This is a genomic window from Pseudomonas sp. AKS31, from assembly GCF_023634765.1.
GTDB lineage: Bacteria > Pseudomonadota > Gammaproteobacteria > Pseudomonadales > Pseudomonadaceae > Aquipseudomonas.
The window spans coordinates 803,723-820,870 of the sequence record NZ_JAMLFX010000001.1; the positions used below are offsets into that span (position 1 = coordinate 803,723).

At 60.0% G+C, this 17,148-nt stretch carries 19 protein-coding genes; 10 read left to right on the forward strand and 9 right to left on the reverse strand.

The genetic code is table 11. From position 1 onward, the window contains the following. Nucleotides 1-83: 83 nt before the first annotated feature. On the reverse strand, nucleotides 84-1,268 hold the full coding sequence (locus M9827_RS03630; RefSeq protein WP_250603547.1) for a cyanate transporter: 1,185 nt from the start codon (nucleotides 1,266-1,268) through the stop codon (nucleotides 84-86). Nucleotides 1,269-1,672: 404 nt separating this feature from the next. Between M9827_RS03630 and M9827_RS03635 the strand changes: the two genes are divergently transcribed. The 4 genes from M9827_RS03635 (at nucleotide 1,673) to M9827_RS03650 (ending at nucleotide 5,946) form a co-directional block, all read left to right on the forward strand. Beyond that, entirely contained in the window at nucleotides 1,673-3,322 is a 1,650-nt protein-coding gene (locus M9827_RS03635; protein ID WP_250603549.1) for a phosphoethanolamine transferase, read from the forward strand. A 163-nt stretch (nucleotides 3,323-3,485) separates the two neighbouring features. Then, entirely contained in the window at nucleotides 3,486-4,619 is a 1,134-nt protein-coding gene (gene rnd, locus M9827_RS03640; protein WP_123452454.1) for a ribonuclease D, read from the forward strand. Further along, on the forward strand, nucleotides 4,616-4,909 hold the full coding sequence (locus tag M9827_RS03645) for a YcgL domain-containing protein (protein WP_250603551.1): 294 nt from the start codon (nucleotides 4,616-4,618) through the stop codon (nucleotides 4,907-4,909). Before rnd ends, M9827_RS03645 begins: the two co-directional genes overlap by 4 nt. A 104-nt stretch (nucleotides 4,910-5,013) precedes the next feature. Further along, the gene (locus M9827_RS03650) at nucleotides 5,014-5,946 is read left to right on the forward strand and encodes a D-2-hydroxyacid dehydrogenase (protein WP_194933712.1); all 933 of its coding nucleotides are present in this window, start codon (nucleotides 5,014-5,016) and stop codon (nucleotides 5,944-5,946) included. Between the two features lie 132 nt (nucleotides 5,947-6,078). On the opposite strand, the gene M9827_RS03655 is transcribed toward M9827_RS03650, so the two are convergent. Further along, nucleotides 6,079-6,672, reverse strand: coding sequence for a nitroreductase family protein (locus M9827_RS03655; RefSeq protein WP_250603553.1), 594 nt, complete (start codon nucleotides 6,670-6,672; stop codon nucleotides 6,079-6,081). A gap of 279 nt (nucleotides 6,673-6,951) precedes the next feature. On the opposite strand from M9827_RS03655, the gene M9827_RS03660 reads away from it, so the two are divergent. Both M9827_RS03660 and M9827_RS03665 read left to right on the forward strand, forming a co-directional pair. Then, nucleotides 6,952-7,401 (forward strand): YcgN family cysteine cluster protein, encoded by a 450-nt coding sequence (locus M9827_RS03660; RefSeq protein WP_003222605.1) that lies wholly within the window; start codon nucleotides 6,952-6,954, stop codon nucleotides 7,399-7,401. A 35-nt stretch (nucleotides 7,402-7,436) separates the two neighbouring features. After that, nucleotides 7,437-8,666, forward strand: coding sequence for a hypothetical protein (locus M9827_RS03665; RefSeq protein ID WP_250603555.1), 1,230 nt, complete (start codon nucleotides 7,437-7,439; stop codon nucleotides 8,664-8,666). A gap of 95 nt (nucleotides 8,667-8,761) precedes the next feature. On the opposite strand, the gene M9827_RS03670 is transcribed toward M9827_RS03665, so the two are convergent. From M9827_RS03670 to M9827_RS03685, 4 genes are all read right to left on the reverse strand, one after another. After that, nucleotides 8,762-9,139 carry a YgaP family membrane protein gene (locus M9827_RS03670; RefSeq protein WP_007911338.1) on the reverse strand — a complete coding sequence of 126 codons (378 nt, stop codon included), beginning with the start codon at nucleotides 9,137-9,139 and terminating at the stop codon, nucleotides 8,762-8,764. Nucleotides 9,140-9,220: 81 nt separating this feature from the next. Continuing rightward, nucleotides 9,221-9,691: an RNA methyltransferase gene (locus M9827_RS03675; RefSeq protein ID WP_007911337.1), complete on the reverse strand. Its 471-nt coding sequence runs from the start codon at nucleotides 9,689-9,691 to the stop codon at nucleotides 9,221-9,223. A gap of 131 nt (nucleotides 9,692-9,822) precedes the next feature. Beyond that, entirely contained in the window at nucleotides 9,823-10,194 is a 372-nt protein-coding gene (locus M9827_RS03680) for a YajD family HNH nuclease (RefSeq protein ID WP_007911336.1), read from the reverse strand. A 48-nt stretch (nucleotides 10,195-10,242) separates the two neighbouring features. Next, nucleotides 10,243-10,929: a spermidine synthase gene (locus M9827_RS03685; RefSeq protein ID WP_250603557.1), complete on the reverse strand. Its 687-nt coding sequence runs from the start codon at nucleotides 10,927-10,929 to the stop codon at nucleotides 10,243-10,245. 79 nt (nucleotides 10,930-11,008) lie between these two features. Here M9827_RS03685 and M9827_RS03690 point away from each other — a divergent pair, with 79 nt between their 5' ends. Further along, nucleotides 11,009-11,293, forward strand: a complete 285-nt coding sequence (locus M9827_RS03690) for a hypothetical protein (RefSeq protein ID WP_123452464.1) — start codon at nucleotides 11,009-11,011, stop codon at nucleotides 11,291-11,293. On the opposite strand, the gene M9827_RS03695 is transcribed toward M9827_RS03690, so the two are convergent. Both M9827_RS03695 and M9827_RS03700 read right to left on the reverse strand, forming a co-directional pair. Further along, nucleotides 11,290-11,763 (reverse strand): Crp/Fnr family transcriptional regulator, encoded by a 474-nt coding sequence (locus M9827_RS03695; RefSeq protein WP_250603558.1) that lies wholly within the window; start codon nucleotides 11,761-11,763, stop codon nucleotides 11,290-11,292. The genes M9827_RS03690 and M9827_RS03695 overlap by 4 nt on opposite strands. 194 nt (nucleotides 11,764-11,957) lie before the next feature. Continuing rightward, nucleotides 11,958-14,012 (reverse strand): S9 family peptidase, encoded by a 2,055-nt coding sequence (locus M9827_RS03700; RefSeq protein WP_250603559.1) that lies wholly within the window; start codon nucleotides 14,010-14,012, stop codon nucleotides 11,958-11,960. A 226-nt stretch (nucleotides 14,013-14,238) separates the two neighbouring features. Here M9827_RS03700 and M9827_RS03705 point away from each other — a divergent pair, with 226 nt between their 5' ends. Genes M9827_RS03705 through M9827_RS03715 form a run of 3 tightly spaced genes read left to right on the forward strand, consistent with a single transcriptional unit; the run spans nucleotide 14,239 to nucleotide 16,083 of the window. Next, nucleotides 14,239-14,736: an MFS transporter gene (locus M9827_RS03705; RefSeq protein ID WP_250603560.1), complete on the forward strand. Its 498-nt coding sequence runs from the start codon at nucleotides 14,239-14,241 to the stop codon at nucleotides 14,734-14,736. Between the two features lie 15 nt (nucleotides 14,737-14,751). After that, entirely contained in the window at nucleotides 14,752-15,528 is a 777-nt protein-coding gene (locus tag M9827_RS03710) for a class II glutamine amidotransferase (RefSeq protein WP_007911322.1), read from the forward strand. 12 nt (nucleotides 15,529-15,540) lie between these two features. Beyond that, on the forward strand, nucleotides 15,541-16,083 hold the full coding sequence (locus tag M9827_RS03715) for a DUF2937 family protein (RefSeq protein ID WP_034153178.1): 543 nt from the start codon (nucleotides 15,541-15,543) through the stop codon (nucleotides 16,081-16,083). Nucleotides 16,084-16,192: 109 nt separating this feature from the next. Here M9827_RS03715 and M9827_RS03720 read toward each other — a convergent pair whose 3' ends face one another. Next, on the reverse strand, nucleotides 16,193-17,104 hold the full coding sequence (locus M9827_RS03720) for a LysR family transcriptional regulator (RefSeq protein ID WP_250603561.1): 912 nt from the start codon (nucleotides 17,102-17,104) through the stop codon (nucleotides 16,193-16,195). Nucleotides 17,105-17,148 lie beyond the last annotated feature (44 nt).

Below are 17,148 nucleotides of genomic sequence, written 5' to 3' on the forward strand. Positions count from 1 at the left end.
CAGTCAGTTGTGGGACAGAAACTTTTACTAACACGACGTCACGGGTCAAACCGCACAAAGATGGCCAGAGGCCTTTAGCCCGATCAGGAAAAGTGCCTTGCGTAATGCCGGGGATCGAAGCGCCACACCATCAGCAGCATCATCACCATTACTGCGGTCAACGACCACCACGCCCATTCGAAGCTACCGAGTTGATCGCGGATCATTCCTGCCAGCAGCGGAGAGAGGCCAGCAATCAGGTAGCCGATACCTTGCACGAAGGCGGTCAGGCCACCGGCGCGTTGCGGGTTGTCGAGGTGATCAAGCGAGACGATCAGGCTCATCGGAAACAAACCGCCAATACCCAAACCCAACAGGCATGGCCACAGCAGGCTGAATTGTTGCGGGCTGACAATCAGGCCGCAAAACCCGGCGATGATCAGCGCCAATAACGTCATCAGAATCACGCGCCGGTCCCGGCTGCGATTGGCGATAGCAGGAACCACCAGACCGGAAATCACTTCCATGGCCGTCAGAAAGCCTAACAGCAGCCCGGCGTTTTGTTCGCTCCAGCCTTTTTCCACGTAATACGGCGCGAGCCAGGCCAGCACGCAGGTGTAGGACGCTGTTCCCAGGCCAAAGAAGATGGCCAGCAACCAGGCACGGGAATGGCTGAAGAACGAATCTTTTCCGATTGTCGCCGTCACCGTGGAGGACTGCTGGCGGCGTTGCGACCTACAGAACAACAGCGCGATGAATGCCAGGATCGCCCAGATCGCCAAACCGCTGCGCCAGCTCCCGGTTTGCACCATCACCAGCGGTGCGAACGAGGCCGCAATAGCCGCGCCAGCCATGATCGAAGTGACATATAAACCCATGCACAGCGCGACATTGTCGGCGAAGCGCGATTTGATCAGCGCCGGCATCAACGCCTGAATCAACGCAATGCCGAGGCCGGCCAGCACCGCGCTAACGATTAACAGGGGCGCCGACTCGATAAACAGCCGTGACAACGTCGCCAGGCCAATGATCAGCAAGGACAGCCACACCGTCCGTTGTTCGCCCAGCCGCTGACTGATGCCAATGCCGAAAAACATCGCCAGCCCCATGGCCATCACCGGCAGCATGGTCAGCAGCGACGCGACGCTGAAACTCAGCGGGATGTCAGCGCGAATGGCCGACAGTAACGGGCCGACGGCCGCCATCGACGGACGCAGATTGAGGGCGACGAGCATGATCGCGAGCATCAACCAGGCAGCGGGGCGAGCGGTGGCGCGGACGTTTTCCATCATCAGACCTTTGAGCGGGGCAGATGATTAAGCGCGGAACCGCTTGTGTCGGGCAAACCAGAAAATCCACAGCCCTTTTTAAAAATCAAATACCGATCCCTGTAGGAGCTGTCGAGTGCAACGAGGCTGCGATCTTTTGATCTGGCTTTAAAGATCAAGATCAAAGATCGCAGCCTGCGGCAGCTCCTACAGAGGGCGCATTGTCTGCTGAATAGAACCTGAACCATTCTCAAATACTTCGCAAGTTTCATCGCATTGCCGAAAGCCAACTAATCGTTGGCGTCTTTTTCACAAAAAATTGATGGTTGCCTGCTTAAAGTTTGTCGTGCCTAAGTTAATGAAATTTTCACAATTGAATATTCGCTCATTGGCCGAGGCTCTTCTTTTCAGGAATCGCCCCTTCTATGTTGAAGTTAAAAGCCGTGCGCCCGGAATGGGTGACGTTGATTGCCAGTGCCTTTCTTTTAATCGGCTGCAATGTTGTCCTCTGGCAGCACCTGTTCGAGATCACCGCTGCCGATGGCAAGGGCATCGCCATGCGCGTGGCGTTCGGGGTGATGATCCTCGCGGCATTCAACTTCGTGCTGACGCTTTTGGCTTTCCGCCCGTTGCTCAAACCACTGCTGACCCTGATATTTCTGATCAGCGCCGGTGTGGCTTACTTCATGAGCCAATATGGCGTCATGATTGACGCCGGCATGTTTCGCAACTTTGCCGAAACCAATGCAACGGAAGTGCGCGATCTGCTCTCGTTGAAGTTGGTTGCTTATATTCTGCTGCTCGGTGTTTTGCCATCCTGGTTGTTATGGAAAGTTCCAGTCAACTATCGTCGCTGGCACCGTGAGTTGTTCAGCAAAGTTATAGTCAGTGTCGCCTCGGCGGCGGTGATTGGCGGGGTGGCACTGGCCAACTATCAGGGCTTGTCTTCGCTGTTTCGCAATCACCACGAAATTCGCCTGATGCTGGTGCCCAGCAATTACATCGGCGCTTCGGCGGGTTATCTACGTGAGCAAGTGGTCTCGGCGCGGCAGCCTTTCATCAAGATCGGCGAGGACGCCGAGCGCAACCCGGATTTTAAATTTCAACCGCGTAAATCCCTGACTGTGCTGGTGGTGGGTGAAAGTGCCCGGGCGGAGAACTTCGGCATCCTCGGTTACCACCGTGACACCACGCCGACACTTGATAAGGAAGCCGGGCTGATCGCTTTTACTGACGTGCATTCCTGCGGGACGGAAACGGCGGTATCGGTGCCGTGCATGTTCTCCAACATGGGCCGCAAGGATTACGACGCCAGTAAGGCGAAGAATGAGGAAGGTCTGCTCGATGTACTCAAGCGTGCCGGTATCGACGTGATCTGGCGCGACAACCAGTCCGGCTGCAAAGGCACTTGCGATCGAGTCACCCTGCAAGATGTCAGCAACCTGAAAGACCCGGCGCTGTGTGCCAACAGCGAGTGCCGCGACGAGATTCTCCTGCAAGGCCTGCAAAGCTTCATCGATCATCTGGACAAGGACACCGTGCTGGTCCTGCACCAGATGGGCAGTCACGGCCCTGAATACTTCAAGCGTTATCCGAAGGAATACGAACACTTCACCCCGGTGTGTGAAAGTAATGCGCTGAACAATTGCAGCCGTGAAAGTATCGTCAACGGTTACGACAACACGCTGGTGTATACCGACCATGTGCTGTCGAGCCTGATCGATCTATTGCGCAGCAATCAGGACAAAGTCGATACCGCCATGTTGTATCTGTCGGACCACGGCGAGTCGCTGGGCGAGTACAACTTGTTCCTGCATGGCACGCCTTACATGCTGGCGCCTGAACAACAAAAGCATGTAGCGATGCTGGCGTGGTTCTCCGATAACTATCAGAAGGCTTATTCGGTCGACACGCATTGCCTGCAAATGAGCCGCGACAAACCGCTGAGCCAGGACAACCTGTTCCACTCGATGCTTGGCCTGCTCGAGGTCAAGAGCAAGGTCTATCAGCCGGGTCTGGACATGTTTGCCGGTTGCCGTGGTGCGGTGATCGACGGCGTGCTCGCCAAGGACTGAGGCCAATCGGCTCCGTCGTTCTGACGCGACGGAGCTGTCCTTATCCTCTGTCAGACTATTCTTTCCCTTGGGCAGGACATTTCGTTACAGCTCTTGCCCTTCGCAGGCGCGTAAATCGCCAGTGGCGATATATACTGCGCGCCATTCTTCAAGGGAGAGCCGTGTGGCCATCGATATTCACTGGATTCGCGACAACGAAAGCCTCGCGCAGTTTTGCGCCGAGTGGCAGCAGCTGCCGTTCGTTGCCCTCGACACCGAATTCATGCGGGTCGACACCTTCTACCCGATTGCCGGCCTGTTGCAGGTGGGCGACGGCAAGCGCGCCTACCTGATCGATCCGCTGACCATCAATGCCTGGCAACCGCTGGCTGCGCTGCTGGAGAACCCGGCGGTGCTCAAGGTCCTGCACGCCTGCAGCGAAGACCTCGAAGTGCTGTTGCGCCTGACCGGCAGCCTGCCGGCGCCGATGTTCGACACGCAACTGGCCGCCGCTTACCTGAACCTCGGGTTCTCGATGGGCTATTCGCGGCTGGTGCAGGAAGTGCTGGGCATCGAACTGCCGAAGGGCGAGACCCGTTCCGACTGGTTGCAGCGTCCGCTGTCCGACACGCAAATCAGCTACGCCGCCGAAGATGCCGTGCATCTGGCGGAGGTTTTCGTACAGCTGCGGCCGAAACTGTCTGACGACAAATTCGCCTGGGTGCTGGAGGACGGCGCTGAACTGGTCGCCAACCTGCGCCGTGAAACCGACCCGTACGAGGTCTATCGCGAGGCCAAACTGGCGTGGAAACTCTCCCGTGCGCAACTGGCGGTTCTGCGTGAGCTGTGCGCCTGGCGGGAAAAGGAAGCCCGCGCCCGCGATCTGCCGCGTAACCGCATCGTCCGCGAGCATTCGCTGTGGCCGCTGGCCCGCACACAACCGGACAACCTCGCGGCGTTGGGCAAGATCGAAGACATGCACCCGCGTACCGTGCGTCAGGACGGCCAATTTCTGCTTGATCTGATCAAGCGCTCTGGCAGTGTGGGGCCTGATCAATGGCCGCCCGCCGTACCGGAGCCCTTGCCGATCGAAGCCGCAGCATTGATCAAACAACTGCGCGCATTGGGCCAGGCTGAGGCCGAGCGTCTGGGCATTGCCCCGGAACTGATGCTGCGCAAGAAAACCCTCGAAGCCCTGGTCAAAAGCGGCTTTCCCGAGGGTCCTTACCAATTGCCTGAGTCGTTGCGTGGCTGGCGCCGCGAACTCATGGGTCAGAAACTGCTCGACAGCCTGGCCACCGCCGGAGAACAGCCTTGAAACGTATTTGTTCCATTTACCAAAGCACCAAGCGCAGCGGCATGTACCTTTATGTGCTCAAAAGCGATGCGCTGGAGCGTGTGCCGGAAGCGCTGATGCTGGCGTTCGGCAAACCGAAGCATGCCTTCGACCTGGTGCTCTCACCCGAGCGCAAACTGGCCAGCGAGGACATCGTCGTGGTCCTGGAAAACCTCGACAAGCAGGGCTACCACCTGCAAATGCCGCCGGCCGAGGACGAGTACATCGAGCACTTGCCAGAAGAGTTGCTGCGACGCAACGACCCGGTCTGATCTGCGAGGCTCTGTTCTGAGTCTCGGTTTACCCTGGAACTGTTTTTACCGCGATGGCCAGCCGAATCCGGCGGCCGTCTGCACGGTTTGCGAAAGGTTTGAAGATGCGCGTTCTGATTGCCGAACACGACCACGCGATATACGCCCGGCTGCTGCGTCAGGCAGCACCCGAGCTTGAAGTACTGACCAGCGGTGACTCCGCGGAGCTGGCCCGTCAGGCCGCCGATTGCCCGGTGTGGCTGGGACAACCGGACTTGCTGGCGACCCTGTTGCGTCAGGGCCATCAACCACAATGGCTGCAATCGACCTGGGCCGGTATCACGCCGTTGCTCGCTGACGGCTTGCGCCGCGATTACCGCTTGACCCGCGCGGTGGGGATTTTCGGTCAGGTGATGGCCGAGTACGTGCTGACCTACATCCTCGGCCATGAGCGTGAAGTGCTGGCGCGACTGGTCAGCCAGGTCGAACGCAAATGGGACAACCGCAGCGGCCAGAGCCTGGTCGGGCGCAAAGTGCTGATCGTCGGCACTGGCGACATCGGCCAGAGCGTGGCGCAGTTCCTGCTGCCGTTCGGCATCGAGCTGTACGGTATTGCCAGCAGCGCCCGTGAGCAGGCGCCGTTTGTCGAAGTCGGCTCGATGGCTGACCTGCCGCGACTGGTGGGCGAGGTGGATTACGTGGTCAATCTGCTGCCGAACACCGAACACACCCACGATATCTACGACGCGGCGCTGTTCAAGCAATTCAAGCCGACTGGGTTGTTCATCAATGCCGGGCGCGGTGTCGCGGTGGTCGATGCCGATCTGGTGGAAGCATTGAAGGAAGGTCATCTGGCAGGCGCGGTGATCGACGTTTGCCGTCAGGAGCCCCTGCCGCAGCGCCATCCATTCTGGACGGCGTGGGGCTTGCTGCTGACCGGGCATAGCTCGGCACCGACGTCACCGGCGTTGATGGTGCAGCTGTTTGTCGAGAACCTGAAGGCGTATCAGGCGGGTGAAGCGTTGCGCGGGGAAGTGGATTTCAGTCGCGGGTATTGATCTCCTTGCTTCAGATCGTTCCCACGCTCCGCGTGGGAATGCAGCCGGGGACGCTCTGCGTCCCATTGGAACGCGGAGCGTCCCTTGAGTCATTCCCACGCGGAGCGTGGGAACGATCATTTGCGGTGTGGCTTAGAGGGTGAAGTCGCCTTCAGCCGCCAGCTCGCTCAGCGGACGACGCGGGCTCGGCTCTTCACGGGCCTGCAGGTATTCAGCCAACGTTGCCTTGTCACCCAGTTTGCCAACGGCAACCGCCGCGTGCAGCGCATAACCTTCCGGAATATTCAGCTCCTTGCGCGTCAGCTCCTGATCGAACCCGGCCATGCCGTGGGTGTGCCAGCCACTGATGCTCGCTTGCAGCGCCAGGTGGCCCCACGCCGAACCGGTGTCGAAGGTGTGCCACAGCGCCGGCGTTTCTTCGCTGGCGCCCGGTGCGGTGAAGGTGGTTTTCGACATCACGATCACCAGCGCCGAGGCATGCTGCGCCCAGCTCCGGTTGAATTCGTTGAGCAGACCCAAGTAGCGCTCCCAGTTCGGCGTATCGCGACGCGCATAAAGGAAACGCCAAGGCTGCGAGTTGTACGCCGAGGGCGCCCAGCGTGCCGCTTCAAAGAAGCTCAGCAGGGTTTCTTCCGGGATCGCTTCGCCGGTAAAGGCGCGCGGCGACCAGCGGTCGGTGAATTGCGGGTGAATGGCGTAATCGGCAACGCGAGGGTTGGCACTCATCAAGAGATTCCTTGCTACGTTTGAGTCAGGGATTTGAATGAAAACCCGGCGGGATCAGTTGCGCTGAACGATGGGGTTTTCCGAGCCTGAGGGTTCACCACAATGCAACGCGGTCGAGCGTTAATGGCTTGCGGGCAAGGCTCCTTGCGACTGGCAAAGCTACGCGCCGCCACAAAAACTGACAAGTCCTGCGCAACCGGCGGTCGCCAGCGCTTGGCCCGCAAGGCCTTGGGCACTAGACTGGCGGCCTTTTCACCACCTGATGTTGATGCTTGAGCCATGGCCGCCAAAGTCGAACCGTTCTGGAAACGCAAAACCCTCGATCAACTCGATCACGAGGAATGGGAATCGCTGTGCGATGGCTGTGGTCTGTGCTGCCTGCAAAAGCTCGAGGATGAAGAGGACAACAGCGTTTATTACACGCGCATCGCCTGCAAACTGCTGGACTTGAAAACCTGCCAGTGCAGCGATTACCCGAACCGCATCAAGTTTGTCCCTGACTGCATCCAGCTCACCCCGGGTCAGGCCGAAGAGTTCAAATGGCTGCCGCCGACCTGCGGGTATCGACTGGTCAGCGAAGGCAAGGATCTGCCGTTGTGGCACCACCTGGTGTGTGGCGATCGCGATGCGGTGCACCATGAGCGGATCTCACAATCCGGGCGCATGCTCGCCGAGGGCAGCGTGCCGGAGGATGACTGGGAAGATCACCTGATTTTCCGCGCGGGCTGAATACCTGCTGATTCAAGCTTTACCAAGGAGTGTGTATGGCTGTCGGACTGCAGCGAGCGTTGATGATGGCGCTGCTGGCGCTGAGCGCCCCGGTGTGGGCGGCGAAGAAAGTCGATCTGGATTATCACGTGCGCCTGTTGCCGCAAAGCGATCAGGCCGAGGTGCGCCTGACCCTGGCCAAAGGCGAGGCGGTGCGCAGTCTCGATTTCGACCTTGGCGACGGCAGCCATTACAGCGATTTCAAGGCTGACGGCCAATGGCTGCTGACCCCGGGCAAAAACGCACGGGGCGTCTGGCGCCCGACCAGTGACAAGGCCAGCCTGACTTACCGTGTGCGCATCAGCCACGGGCGCAAGAACGGCAGTTTCGACACCCGCATGACCCCGAACTGGGCGTTGATGCGTGGCGATGAACTGGTGCCGCCAGCCAAACTCGATCAGCAAGACGGCACCGAACTGGTCGCGCGCCTGCAATTCGAATTGCCCGATGGCTGGAAAAGCATCGAAACCGCCTGGCCACGTATCGGCAAAAACAAATTTCGTATCGACAACCCGTCACGCCTGTTCGACCGTCCGACCGGGTGGATGCTCGCTGGCCACCTCGGTAGCCGCCGTACGCGCCTGGGCGAAACCGAAGTCACCGTGGCCTCGCCGCAAGGGCAGGGCATGCGCCGGATGGACGTGCTGACCCTGCTGACATTCGTCTGGCCGCAGGTGCAGGCGGTTTATCCACGCCATCCCGCGAAACTGTTGGTCGTCGGCGCCAATGACCCGATGTGGCGCGGCAGCCTCGGTGCCCATGAATCCATCTACGTGAACACGCGATTGCCGCTGGTCAGCGAAAGTGGCAGCAGCGCTTTGGTGCGTGAGCTGGCGCAGGTGTTCGGGCGGATCAACGACGAGCAGCGCAGCGACTGGATCAGTGAGGGTTTTGCCGAGTATTACGCCATTGAACTGGTGCGCCGTGCCGGCGGCATGAGCGATGACCGTTATCAGGCGTTACAGGCGAAACTGGCCAGGGATGGCCAGAAGGTCACGACGTTGCGCGGCGAGCAGATCAGCCCGGCGCAAGTGGCGAAAGCGGTGGTGGTGTTGCAGGAACTGGATGGCGAGATTCGCCTGAAGACGCGCAACAAGCGCTCGCTGGATGATGTGTTGCGCGGGGCGATGCATTTGGGGACGGTGAGCACCAAGGCGTTTGTGCAACTGGCCGAGAGCGTGCTGGGCGAGTCCTCGAAAGTCCTTGATACCGCGTTGCTACAGTAAAGATCAAAAGATCGCAGCCTTCGGCAGCTCCTACCTGTGGAATGCGTTTTCCCTGTAGGAGCTGCCGAAGGCTGCGATCTTTTGCTTTTAAGCTATCAAACCCCGGCTTTCGGCGATTTCACTGAATCATTGCCGGTCACGGTAGCGGTGCTGGTCGCCGCCTCGGCATTGGCCTTGAGCTTGCTCAGTTCTTCCCCGGCCCGCTCGATTTTCGCCCGCACATTGTTCATGTCCTGACGGCTCTTCTCGATCAGGCTCTTCACCGAGCTGTGCCCGGTAATCCCGCGCGCCATGGCCACACCGCCAATCGCCACCTGAATCAATCCGAACACACCGCCACGGCGTAGGCCTTTGCCGACCATGATCACGCCACCGGCCAATGAGCCAATGCGCTCCCAGCCTTCGACGTTCTGCTCGGAACGGCTCTGGAACGGGGTGGATTCGATACGTTCGACACGTTTGAGTTCGGTCATGATCTTTCTCCAGGCAATGAATAATGGATAAACAAGCTGACTGCCAGAGCGGTCAGCTCGTTCCATCGGATGTGCGACGCTTCAGCGGAATTTCGGCCCGGAGCGGGTGTTCAAGCCCTTTGCCATGCGGTCGTAGAGCACGACGTTGACCGTGGCGGCGAGGTTCATGCAGCCGGTGGTCGGGATGTACACGACGTCTTCGCACCAGTCGCGGATCTCTTTATCGAGCGAACCGTCTTCCGGGCCGAAGATGTACAGGGCGCGATCCGGGTGAGTGTATTCCGGCAGCGGTCGGGCGCCCTCGACCAGCTCCACAGCGACGGGCACGCAGTTGAGCGGGAGGATCTTTTTCAGATCATCGATGCCGATCAGCGGGATGTCGTAGTGCACGCGTTTGGTGTCAGTGACGAAGTCGGCGGCGCGTTCATATCGCTTGCCGGTGTAGAACACCGAGGCCACGCCATAGCAGCCTGCGGCGCGCATCACCGAACCGACGTTTTCCGGTGATTTGGGGTTATACAAACCAATGCAGCTGTACCGTTTGTCTGCCACGAGCGGGGTGCCTTCGGGAAAAAGAGCGCGATTATACGGGGATAAGATCAAAAGATCGCAGCCTTCGGCAGCTCCTACAGTTGGATGGCGTACACCCTGTAGGAGCTGCCGAAGGCTGCGATCTTTTGCTTTTAATCTTCTTTTTTCATCAACCCGGCCAATGCGGCAAACGGGTTGTGCGTGGCCTTGGCGATCTTCGGCGTGCTCAGCGAGCCTTCGCTGAAATACTGCTGATCGGTGTAGCGCGAGTGTTCGTTGTCGTGGCAATACAGGCACAACAATTCCCAGTTCGAGCCGTCTTGCGGGTTGTTGTCGTGGTTGTGGTCGCGGTGGTGCACGGTCAGTTCGCTCAGACGCTTGCCGGAAAATTCCCGGGTGCAGCGGCCACAGACGTGCGGGTACATTTTCAGGGCCTTGTCGCGGTAGCCCATTTCCTTGTCGCGCTGGTTGTCGGCGAGGATGCGATCCAGCTTCGACGTATTGGTTGGGGTGGACGAACTCATGGGTTCACCTTTGTAAAAGACTGATGACGGTTATGGGCAGAGTTTAGCTCAGCCTTTGAGCTTCTCGGCAATCCAGATCGTGTGGCGCGTGCCCTTGTTGCCGTGGGCGAAGACCTGGACTTCTTCTGCCTTGAAACCGGCCTTCTTCAATTTGTCGGAGAACTGCCGGTCAGCACTGGCCGACCACACGGCGAGCACGCCTTTGGGACGCAGGGCCTTGGCACAGGCATTCAGACCAGCGGCGGAGTACAGCCAGCTGTTGGCCTTCTGCGTCAGGCCTTCGGGGCCGTTGTCGACGTCGAGCATGATCGCGTCGAAGCCGTTTGGCTCGCTTTGCAGCACCTTGGCCACGTCTTCCTGACGGATCACCGTGCGCGGATCAAGCAACGGGCGGCCGGACTTTTCCCCAAGCGGGCCACGGTTCCACTCGACCACGCCGGGTACCAGTTCCGCGACCACCACTTCAGCGGTCTTGCCCAGATGCTTGAGCGCCGAGGCGAGGGTGAAGCCCATGCCCAGGCCACCGATCAGCACCCGCGAATCCGGCCGGCCAGCGACCTTGCGGCACGGAATTTCGGCCAGCGCATCTTCGGAACCGTGCATGCGCGTGTTCATCAATTGCCCGCCATCGCCGCCCTGGATCTTGATGACGAAATCCTCGCCATATTCGAACAGGCACAGGGCACCGCCGCTTTCAGGGATCGGGGTGGTGTCGAGCAGAACGAAACGTTTCATGGAAATCTCTACAAGGGGGAAGGCAAGCAGGCGCGTTGGGAGTAGCCTGAGCGCAGACTAAGGCCAAACGGAGCCCTTGATGAAGCGCACCATTCTAACGGTCATTGCCCTGGCCGCGCTCTCGATTACTGCAGTGCAGGCGCAACAGGCCATTCCGGTCAGCCCGGCGCCGCAACCCGGCTCGCCCGGCACCGCGACACCGACGCCGTATCCGCAGATCACGCCAATCAACATTCCCAAGTCCGGTGCCGGCAGTGGCAGCCCGCCGCTGGTGCCGATCGAAATGCCCAGCCCGCCGAGCAAGGATCAACCGGTGCCGGGCATCGAGCCGAGCGGCACCAAGGCGAAAACGCCCGGGGGTTAAACCTGTTGCGCCGCCAGTTGGCCGTCGGCCATGCGCAGACGTTTCGACAGGGAAACGGCGAGGGCGCGGATGATCTTCGCGGCGATCTTCGGCGCGTCGTTGAGCATTTTTTCCAGCGAATCCTTGCCCAGGTTCAGCAGTTGGCAGTTACTCGCGGCAATGCAGGTGGCCGAACGTCGCTCACCATCAAGCACAGCCATTTCACCGAACGCACGACCGCTGCGCAGGGTGGCCATGGTGATCACCTGACCATCGGGCCCGGTTTTCTGCACGGCGACCTGGCCGGTGTGGAGGATGCACATGAAACTGCCGGCATCGCCCTCGCGGAAAATCGCTTCGCCTTCGGCCACGGTGCTGATGCTGAAGTAGCCGGCAGCGGCCGCAAAGTCAGCCAGTTGCAATTGATCGAAGAGGCCGCAGTCCATCAGCCAGTCGCGGATTTCGTTGTTCAGGAAGGTCGGTTCTGACATGTCGTCACGGTCTTTTTGTTTTCACTGTTTCAGGCTTCACACGGTCCCTATGTAGGAGCTGCCGAAGGCTGCGATCTTTTGATCTTGCCTTTCAAAAAATCAAAAGATCGCAGCCTTCGGCAGCTCCTACAGGGATCTTGGGGGGATCGGCCTCTTGGGTCTGCAATTAAGACCCAAGTGACCGACGGAGTTCCTCAGGCCAGGCCCAAAACCTTGAACACAAATGCATATTCGAGCGCTACGTCACGTAATCCCTGATAACGCCCGCTCATCCCGCCATGCCCGGCGCCCAGTTCCGTCTTGAGCAGCAGCACATTGTTGTCGGTTTTGGTCGCACGCAATTTCGCCACCCACTTGGCCGCTTCCCAGTACTGCACGCGGCTGTCGTTGTAGCCGGCGATCACCAGCGTCGCCGGGTAATTCTGCGCGCTGACGTTTTCGTACGGCGCATAAGCCTTGATCCGCTCGTAAACCTCCGGCTCTTCGGGATTGCCCCACTCGTCGTACTCGGTGACGGTCAGCGGAAGCTCCGGGTCGAGCATGGTGTTGAGCACGTCGACGAACGGCACTTCAGCAATCGCCACGCCGAACAGATCCGGACGCTGGTTAAGCACGGCGCCGATCAGCAAACCACCGGCGCTGCCGCCGCTGATTGCCAGTTTTTCCGCAGTGGTGATGCCGTTGAGGATCAAGAACTCGGCGCAAGCAATGAAGTCGCTGAAGGTGTTGTGCTTGTGTTCCTGCTTGCCGGCGCGATACCAGGCTTCGCCCAGTTCACCGCCGCCACGCACGTGAGCAATGGCGAAGGCCATGCCACGATCCAAAAGGCTCAGGCGCGCGTGGGAGAACCACGGATCAAGACTCGAACCGTAAGCGCCGTAACCGTACAGGTACAGCGGCACTGCCTGGCCGACCATTTCGCGCTTCATCACCAGGCTGATCGGCACCTGCGTGCCGTCCGGCGCCGTCGCCCACAGACGCTGGCTGACGTAAGCGTCGGCGTCGAACGGGCCGAGCACCGGGGTTTCTTTCAACACCGTTTGCTCGCCGCTGGCGAGGATCAGTTGGCGCACCTGCGCCGGGCGGTTCAACGCCTCGTAGCGCAGGCGAATGCGGTCGCTCTCAAATTCCAGACTGTTTTGCACATAGAGGCTGTAGGCCGCGTCCGGCAATTGCACGCGATAAGGCGCCAGACCGTGTGGGTGAACTTCGATTATCGGCAGACCACCTTCGCGCAAGCTCAGGGTCATCGCCTCGGTGTTCAGGCTGACGCCGTCGAGCATCACCGTATCGCTGTGGGGGATCAGGTTTTGCCACTCGGCCTCAGTCGGCGCGGTGCCGGTGTCCGGCGCTTGATACAGGGCGTAGTTGATGCCGTCACGGTTGGTGCGGATAAACCATGTCCACACGCCATCAAGCAGGCCGTGATCGACATCGTATTCATGATCCTCGACCCGCGGCGCCAGGCAAGTGAACGGCAGGTGCGGCTGGTGGGCGTCGAGCGCCCAGACTTCGCTGGTGGTCTTGCTGCCCAGCGACAACAGCAATTGCTGTTCGGAACTGGAACGGTAGCAGTGCAGGAAGAAACGCCCGTCCGGCTCGTGGAACACCTCTTCGGCCGCGGTGCCGTCGAGGCGATAGCGGAACAGTTTGTGTGGGCGATGGGTGTCGTCGAGTACGCCGAAAAACAGGGTCAGGCTGTCGTTGGCCCAGGTCATGCTGCCATCGCAGTCCTGAAATTCCAGCTCGCTGACTTTGTCGTTGGCCAGTTCCTTGACGAACAACGTGTAAATCTCATCCCCCGAGGCGTCGACGCTGTAGGCCAGGCGCTGGTGGTCCGGGCTGATGCTGAAAGCGCCCAGTGAGAAGAAACCGCCCTTGGCCAGTACATTGGGGTCAAGCAGCAGTTGTTCGCGACTTTCGTCGAGGGTCAGGCTGTCGTCCGCCGGACGCGGGCAGCGGTAGTGCCGGGCGTATTCGTCGCCCGCCGTGGTGCGCGTGTAATACAGGTAGGGGCCCCAAGGCGAGGGCAGGGACAGATCGGTTTCAAGCATCCGGCCCTTGATCTCTTCAAACAGGCTTTCACGCAAATCGGCCTGATCGGCGGTTTGCGCTTCCTGCCAGGCGTTTTCGGCCTTGAGGTAATCGAGCACCGCGTCGGTGTCGCGCTCCTGCAGCCAGGCATACGGGTCGGCACCAGGCGCCTTGTGGGCAATCGGGGCACTGATGACGTTGGCGGATTGGGGCATGGAAGGCTCTCGGACAAAGTTCGGAAATAGGGTTTTCGCAGCGCTTGAAACCGTCGCAGACCCTTGTGGGAGCGAGCCTGCTCGCGAAAGCGGTGGGTCAGACAACAATGTTTCAACTGACAGTCCGTATTCGCGAGCAGGCTCGCTCCCACAGGTCGTGTGTCTATTGGGACAAGCCTGGCGGGCGAAAAGTCGTTACTATAAGCGCCTCTTTGCCTGCCTTGCCATGGACACCATGACCGAGAACGACTATCTGATCGCCTGGGGCCTCTACGCCTTTGCCGCTGTGGGCTGCCTGTTGGTATGGATGCGCCTGACCACCTGGATGTGGCGCTGGTTGCGCGAACCGTTGCGGGTGTTGATGGCGGTGTTGCTGTTCAGCCCGACCATCATTGATCCGGTGAAGGCCAAGGTTGCGCCGTCCATCGCCATCACTGCACTGGATCTGGCCTTCAAGGTCGGCAACAACGCCTGGCGGGCGGTCTCCGATCTGTTCATGTACGGCATGATCGCGTTCGGCATCTACCTGATTTTCGTGTTGATCCGCTTCCCGATCGAGCGTGCTTCCCGTGCGCGTCGTGAACAGGCAGAAGCCGCCAAGGCCGCCGCTCGCGCTGATGACCGCGACGACGATCAACCGTTCGGCGGCGCCGGTGATGACCGCTACGGTCGCCCGCCAGTGCCGAACAATCCGCAGCGCATGCGGGTCGAGCCGCGCCTGTAACCCGAGAGTCCGCACATGTGTGAATTACTGGGCATGAGTGCCAACGTGCCGACCGATATCGTGTTCAGCTTCACCGGCCTGATGCAGCGCGGCGGTCGCACCGGCCCGCACCGCGACGGCTGGGGCATTGCCTTCTATGAAGGGCGCGGCTTGCGCCTGTTTCAGGACCCGGCGGCCAGTTGCGAATCGGAAGTCGCCAATCTGGTGCAACGCTATCCGATCAAGAGCGAAGTGGTCATCGGCCACATCCGTCAGGCCAACGTCGGCAAGGTCTGCCTGTCCAACACCCACCCGTTCGTCCGTGAACTCTGGGGGCGCAACTGGTGCTTTGCGCACAACGGCCAGCTTGCCGATTTCACTCCGATCAAAAGCTTTTACCGCCCAGTGGGCGATACCGATAGCGAAGCGGCGTTCTGCGATTTGCTCAACCGCGTGCGTGCAGCATTCCCAGAGCCGGTCGATATAGAAGAACTGTTGCCGGATCTGGTCGCGGCGTGCGCCGAGTACCGCAGCAAAGGCGTGTTCAATTGCCTGCTCAGCGATGGCGACTGGCTGTTCTGCTATTGCTCGACCAAACTCGCACAGATCACCCGCCGCGCACCGTTCGGCCCGGCGCGTTTGAAGGACGTCGATGTCATCGTCGATTTCCAGGCGGAAACCACGCCCAACGACGTGGTCACGGTGATCGCCACCGAGCCTTTGACCGAAAACGAAACCTGGACCCGCTACGAACCGGGCCAATGGAGCCTGTGGCGACGCGGCGAATGCGTCAGTCAGGGCAAGACCGAATAAGGATTGCACCCCATGTTGCTCAGTTATGTACGGCTGGTGTTGTTTGCGGCGGGCCTGTTGATCGGTGTCCAGGTGCCGGGGTTCATCAACGATTACGCCAAACGTGTCGAGGCGCACCTGATCGAGGCGCAGACCGGCCTGCGCGGCTTTCAGGGCACGGCCGAGCAGTTTTTCAAGGGCGATATGCAGGCGCTGGTCGCGCATTACCGCGCCAGTGAAGATCCGATCTTCCGCAGCGACGCCGACAGTCTGAACACCTTGCTCACGCGTCAGGTGGCGTTGGACAAGCAGTTCCAGGCGATGCAGGGCCCGTGGTACATCCGTTTTCTGCAAGTGGTGCTGGCCGCCGATCCGGACATTCGCAAGGAAACCTGGAACGGTTACAGCTACCAGATCCTACTGACCCCGGAAGCCATGATCTGGGGCATGAGCGGTGCGCTGTTGCTGTCGTTCGGCATCGAGTGCCTGTTCCGCTTGATCGACTGGGTCGTTCTCGGTGGCCGCCGCCTGCGCCAGAGCCGGCCGATCGAAGACCGCGACGTGCGCGGCCTCTGATGATCGTTCCCACGCTCTGCGTGGGAACGCCTCAACGGACGCTCCGCGTTCGGCTTTCGAGGGACGCGGAGCGTCCCGGGCTGCATTCCCACGCAGAGCGTAGGAACGATCAACTTAACGCGATGTAGTCCTTGCCCACCTTGCGCGCATAACCTTCCAGCACCTGCTGACACAACGTCACAATCTCCTCGACCCACTCAACGCCCACCCGCCACGACACCACCACCTGCAGGTTCGGCGGGCGCTGATCGATGGCGAGCAAGGTCAACTCGCCCCGCGCCAATTCCTCAGCCACTAACACCGGTGGCAACACGCCAATCCCAAAACCATCGCGCAGCAACCGCGTGATCGCTGACACCGAATTCACGCAATTCAAGCGCGGCGCCAGCACACCGTTGGCTTGCATCAGCGCCAAAAGATCCTGGTGTGGCCGGGAGTTTTTCGAGTAGGTGATGATCCGTTCCTGCGCCAGTTCGGCAAGGTCAGCGTAATCGCGGTTGTAGATTGAGTTACTGGCAACAATCCAGCCCAACGGATGACTGGCCAACTCCAGACTGCGCACGCTTTCATGGCGGATCAGGTCGGTTTGCAGAACGATGTCGAGAAAGCCTTTTTGCAACTGATCGCAGAGGTTCAGCGAGGTATCTGCCACCAGCTCGATTTCGACCCGTGGATACAGATCGGTCATCTGCGCCACCAACGGGCTGAGCCAGGTGTGAATCACCGTGTCCATCACGCCGATACGTACACGGCCGACCTTGCTCGAGCGGGTCTCGATCGATTGCTTGAGTGCAGACATCGTGTCGAGCATCTGCTCGGCATACTCCAGCACTTTCAGGCCTTCGGGCGTCAGGCTGACACCGCGTGAATCGCGCAGAAACAGCTTCACCCCCAGCTCGCCTTCCAGCACCGCAATGCGGCTGGAAATCGACGCCTGAGTGGTGAACAGCTTGTCGGCGGTCAGGCGAAAACTCTTCAGTCGGGCGACCCAGACAAAGGTCTCGAGAAACTTCAGGTTCATGGGCAAGGCTCGGGTGACAAATTTTTCTTATGGCTAAGGCGGGT